The organism is Mesorhizobium sp. M4A.F.Ca.ET.050.02.1.1 (genome assembly GCF_003997725.1).
GTDB lineage: Bacteria > Pseudomonadota > Alphaproteobacteria > Rhizobiales > Rhizobiaceae > Mesorhizobium.
This window is the reverse complement of record NZ_RZSG01000413.1, coordinates 1-5,358: the sequence shown is the minus strand read 5'-3', so window position 1 is coordinate 5,358 and position 5,358 is coordinate 1. Positions and strand designations below refer to the sequence as shown.

5 protein-coding genes are annotated in these 5,358 nt (G+C 65.5%); 2 read left to right on the top strand and 3 right to left on the bottom strand.

Going from position 1 to position 5,358, the window contains the following annotated elements:
• The first annotated feature begins 18 nt into the window (after nucleotides 1-18).
• Nucleotides 19-657, top strand: a complete 639-nt coding sequence (locus EOA33_RS23100) for an NrsF family protein (RefSeq protein ID WP_126058111.1) — start codon at nucleotides 19-21, stop codon at nucleotides 655-657.
• Nucleotides 658-799: 142 nt separating this feature from the next.
• Nucleotides 800-2,788, top strand: coding sequence for a PAS domain S-box protein (locus tag EOA33_RS23095; protein ID WP_245455366.1), 1,989 nt, complete (start codon nucleotides 800-802; stop codon nucleotides 2,786-2,788).
• Between the two features lie 9 nt (nucleotides 2,789-2,797).
• Here EOA33_RS23095 and EOA33_RS23090 read toward each other — a convergent pair whose 3' ends face one another.
• The 3 genes from EOA33_RS23090 to EOA33_RS23080 all read right to left on the bottom strand — a co-directional run.
• A complete protein-coding gene (locus EOA33_RS23090; protein ID WP_126058112.1) occupies nucleotides 2,798-3,676 on the bottom strand; it encodes a 3-hydroxybutyryl-CoA dehydrogenase in 879 nt (292 codons plus the stop codon).
• 117 nt (nucleotides 3,677-3,793) lie between these two features.
• Nucleotides 3,794-4,723 (bottom strand): electron transfer flavoprotein subunit alpha/FixB family protein, encoded by a 930-nt coding sequence (locus tag EOA33_RS23085; protein WP_126058113.1) that lies wholly within the window; start codon nucleotides 4,721-4,723, stop codon nucleotides 3,794-3,796.
• A 23-nt stretch (nucleotides 4,724-4,746) separates the two neighbouring features.
• Nucleotides 4,747-5,358, bottom strand: a 612-nt coding sequence (locus tag EOA33_RS23080; protein ID WP_145989247.1) for an electron transfer flavoprotein subunit beta/FixA family protein, incomplete at its 5' end; no start/stop codon positions are given.

Genomic DNA, 5,358 nt, shown 5'->3' with positions numbered 1-5,358 from the left:
GGTTCGGACGACAGTGACATGAGGACCGAGGATCTCATCAAGGCGCTCGACGCCGATGTCCGCGGCAAGGCGATGCCGCTCGGCTCCGCCTGGTGGATGGCCATCGCGGCGGCGGGGGCAATCGCGGCGGCGGTGTTCTGGCTAACCATCGGTCCGCGTCCCGATCTCATGTCGGCCATGCACACCATGCGGTTCCTGTCCAAATTCGTCTTCACCATCGCGCTCGCCGTCAGCGCCTTCGTGTTGATCCGGGCCCTGTCGAGCCCCGGTGCGCCGACCTCCCGGGCGATGGCGTGGATGGCCGTCGCGCCCGTGTTGGTGGCCGTGGCGGTGATCCTCGAACTTTTCGTGGTGCCCCGGGTCGAATGGGGCACGCGGCTGGTCGGCTCCAACATGATGATCTGCATGACCTTCATCCCGCTGATCGGCCTCGGGCCGCTCGCCGTCTTCCTGAGGATGCTGCGCCATGGCGCTCCGACGCGGCCGGTGCTGGCGGGCGCGGTCGCCGGCCTGCTCGCCGGCGGAGTATCGGCGACCTTCTATGCCGTGCACTGCTTCGACGACTCTCCGCTTTTCGTCGCCACCTGGTACACGATCGCGGTTATCATCCTCACCGGCCTCGGAGCGCTCGGCGGGCGGTTCTTCGTACGCTGGTAGCGCCGCGCACACCGATCCTTAATCATGCCGGCAATTGTTTGCCGGTTAGCATCGTCGCTTGCGTCCCCGATGCAACCTTTCCTTAAAATCGATCCGCCAGGGTTGCATCGGCGTGCGATTGCGCATTGGGGTGGAACACTTTGTGACGTGGTGGAATTGGAAAGGCCCGCGGGCCGGCAGATACGCAGCGCTGATCCTGATGGCGGTCGGCCTTGTCGCCGCCGCGGCCTCGATCCTGTCGTCGCGCCTTGATCTCGGCGCCGAGACCCTCAAGCTCAGCCTGCAGGTGTCAGACGCCATGATCGCGGCGTCCCTGTTCCTCGCCGCCTTCTTCATCCGCCAGATCGTCGACGACCGCCGCCAGATCGCCGAAAGCGAGCAGCGCTTCCGCCGCGCCATGGAGGACTCGGCAATCGGCGTCGCCATCGTCGGGCTCGATGGCCGCATCGTGCAGACCAACCCGGCCTTCGCCGCCATGCTCGATTACAGTCGCGAGGAGATCGAGGCGAAAACCTTTTTCCAGATCACACATCCCGACGACCTGCAGATCGGCCGGGACACGATGGTGAGCCTGAAGGAAGGCAAGATCGATTCCTTCCATTTCGAGAAGCGATATCTCAGGAAGGATGGGACGCCGGTCTGGGCGCAGCTTGCCGGGTCGGTGATCCGCGACGAGGAGAGCGGCCGGCCGCTCTATCTGGTGTCGCAGATCGAGGACATCGACGCCCGCAAGAAGTCCGAGGCGCGCATCGCGGAGGCCGAAACGCGCTGGAATTTCGCGCTGGCCAGCGCCGGCCAGGGCGTCTGGGATTTCAATCTGCGCAAGGGCGGCACCACCTATTCCGCCACCTGGGTGAAGATGCTGGGCTATGCCGATGGCGAGCTGGACGGCGACCCCGATCGCTGGCTGGCGATGATCCATCCGGACGACCGAGCGATTGTCGACGAGGCCGATCGCGCCCATCTCGCCGGCGAGACGCCGTTCTTCGAGGCCGAGTACCGCATGCGCCACAAGTATGGCCATTGGATCTGGATCCTCGACCGCGGCAAGGCTCTCGAGCGTGACGGCGATGGGCGGCTGACCCGGGCCATTGGCAGCCTTACCGATATCACCCAGCGCAAGGAGGCCGAAGCGCGGCTCATCGTCTCGGCGGCGATGCTGGCCGACGAAAAGGAACGGCTGAGGGTGACGCTGCAGTCGATCGGCGACGCCGTCATCTGCACGGATGCCGCCAACCGCGTCACCTTCATGAATCCCATCGCCGAAAAGCTGACCGGCGTCGCGGCGGGCGACGGTCTCGGCAAGACGCTCGGTCATGTCTACTGGGCCGTCGACGAGGAAACGGGACAGCGGATCGGCGTGGCGCGACCCCCGGCCGGCAGCCCTGGCCCGGCGGACCACAACAGCCGCGCGGTGCTGATCCGGCGCGACGACACTCGCTGCAGCATCCGGCAGGTCGTGTCGCCGATCATCAACGAGCGAGCCGAGTTCTGCGGGCTGGTCATCGTGTTCCAGGATTTCACCGATGCGCGCGCCCTGCAGCGCCAACTCGCCCATGCTGCCGCGCATGACGCACTCACCGGCCTTGCCAACCGGTCGAGTTTCATCCACGCCATGGAGGACCTTGCCGATCAAAGCGGCAAGACCGGGGCGACGGCGTCCGCCGGAGACGGCGAGCATCAGTTCATGTTCATCGACCTCGACCATTTCAAGCAGGTCAACGACACGGGCGGCCACGCCGCCGGCGATGCCCTGCTGAAGCAAGTCGCCAATGCCATCCGTGGCGTGCTCGGCCCGGGAGACCTTGTCGCCCGCCTCGGCGGCGACGAATTCGCGGTCATCCTGAAATCGGGCTCCGCGGCTGGCGCCAGAATCGCGGCGTGTTCCATCATCGACGCGATCCGCGGCCTGAATTTCACCTGGGACGGCCGGGCGCATTCGATCGGCGCCAGCATCGGGCTGGCCCCGATCCGCGCCGGCTGCGGCGAGGTTGACGAGATCATCGCACGGGCCGACGCGGCCTGCTATGCGGCCAAGGCGGCCGGACGAGGCTGTGTTTCCACGGCGCCGGACGAGGACGCCGAAGGCGAACAGGCGCAAGCGGCCAAGCCGCTGGCGGCGGCGTCCTGAAAGCCGGGATCAGCGCGTCGGAACCGGATGCTCGCCGCGGTAGTCGTAGAAGCCGCGGCCGGTCTTGCGGCCAAGCCAGCCGGCCTCGACATATTTCACCAGCAGTGGGCAAGGGCGGTATTTCGAATCCGACAGGCCCTCATGCAGCACCTGCATGATCGACAGGCACGTATCCAGGCCGATGAAGTCCGCCAGCTGCAGCGGTCCCATCGGGTGGTTGGCGCCGAGCTTCATGGCGGTGTCGATCGCATCGACCGTGCCGACGCCCTCATAGAGCGTGTAGATTGCCTCGTTGATCATCGGCAACAGGATGCGATTGACGATGAAGGCGGGGAAATCCTCGGAGACGGTGATCGTCTTGTCGAGGTGCCTCACATAGGTCTTGGCGGCCTCGAAGGTTTGGTCCTCGGTGGCGATGCCGCGCACCAGCTCGACCAGCTTCATCACCGGAACCGGGTTCATGAAATGTATGCCGATGAACCGCTCTGGCCGATCGGTCTGCGCCGCAAGCCGTGTGATCGAGATCGACGAGGTGTTGGTTGCCAGGATCGCCTCGGGGTTTAACTGCGGGCAGAGCTGGGCATAAATCTTGCGCTTGACCGTCTCGTCCTCGGTGGCCGCCTCGATCACCAGATCGGCGCCGGCGAGATCGGCCATCGCGGACGCAGCCGAAATGCGTCCCATCGCCTCGTTGCGGGCCTTCTCCTCCAGTTTGCCGGAGCCCACCTGGCGCGCCATGTTGCCGCTGATCGTGGCGATGCCCTTCTCGATGCGCTCGGGCGAAATGTCGTAGATGAGCACCTTGTAGCCGGAAAGCGCAGAGACATGGGCGATGCCGCCGCCCATCTGGCCCGCGCCCACGATGCCGATCGTCTCGATCTTGCTCATTACACCGATCCCGTCGAAAAGGCCTTGGTGGCCGCTTTTTGTGCGGTGCAAACTAAAAGGGCGGGGCGACTTCGTCTACCCCGCCCTTCACAATTTAATACGCTTCGGCAGAGAGCGTCAAAGCGCCTTTTGCAGTTCCGGCAGGATGACGAAGAGATCGCCGACGAGGCCGTAGTCGGCGACCTGGAAGATCGGCGCCTCCTCGTCCTTGTTGATGGCGACGATGACTTTGGAATCCTTCATGCCGGCGAGGTGCTGGATGGCACCGGAAATACCGACGGCGATGTAGAGATCAGGGGCGACCACCTTGCCGGTCTGGCCGACCTGCCAGTCGTTCGGCGCATAGCCGGCATCGACCGCGGCGCGTGAAGCGCCGACGGCGGCGCCGAGCTTGTCGGCGACGGGCAGGATGACCTCCTGGAACTTCTCCGAGGAGCCGAGCGCGCGGCCGCCGGAAATGATGATCTTGGCCGAGGTCAGCTCCGGACGGTCGGTCTCGGAGAGCTTGTTCTCGACGAAGGAGGAGAGACCGGGATTAGCCGCGGCGCTAACCGTCTCGACGGCGGCCGAGCCGCCCTCGGGTGCTCCTTGGAAGGAAGCGGTGCGCACCGTGATCACCTTCTTGGCGTCGGTAGCCTGCACGGTCTGGATGGCGTTGCCGGCATAGATCGGACGCTTGAAGGTGTCGGGCGAGACCACCTCGATGATCTCGGACACCTGCGCGACGTCGAGCAGGGCAGCCACGCGAGGCGCGACGTTCTTGCCCGTCGAGGTGGCCGGAGCGATAATGGTATCGTAGGCGCCAGCCAGCGACACAACCAGTGCCGCGGTCGGCTCGGCGAGGCGCTCAGCAAGCTCGTCGGCCTCGGCGAGCAGCACCTTGTTCACGCCCTTCAGCTTCGAAGCGGCGTCCGCCGCGCCCTTGGCGCCCTTGCCGGCCACCAGCACATGCACGTCCGAACCGATCTGAAGCGCCGCCGACAGCGCCTTGGCGGTCTGGTCGGAAAGGGTTGCGTTGTCGTGTTCGGCGATGAGGAGAATAGCCATTTTCGTGTTCCTTTCCCGATCGCTTACAGCACGCCGGCTTCGTTCTTGAGCTTCTCGACCAGCTCGGCGACGCTCTTGACCTTTACGCCCGCCTTGCGGCCGCCCGGCTCCTCGGTCTTGATCACCTTGAGGCGCGGCTTGACGTCGGCGCCGTAGTCGGCTGGGCTTTTCTCGTCCAGCGGCTTCTTCTTGGCCTTCATGATGTTGGGCAGCGAGGCGTAGCGCGGCTGGTTGAGGCGAAGGTCGGCTGTGACGATCGCCGGCATCTTCAGCTCCACCGTCTGCAGGCCGCCATCGACCTCGCGCGTCACCTTGGCATGATCGCCGGCGAGTTCCACCTTGGAGGCGAAGGTGCCCTGAGCCCAGCCCAGCAGCGCCGCCAGCATCTGGCCGGTCTGGTTGCTGTCATCGTCGATCGCCTGCTTGCCGAGGATGACAAGGCCGGGCTGCTCGGCCTCGACCACGCCCTTCAGCACCTTGGCGACGCCGAGCGGCTCGGTCTGCTCGTCGGTCTTGACCAGGATAGCGCGGTCGGCACCCATGGCGAGCGCGGTGCGCAGCGTTTCCTGCGCCTGCTGCGGGCCGATCGAGACGACGATGATCTCTTCCGCCTTGCCGGCTTCCTTCAGCCGGAT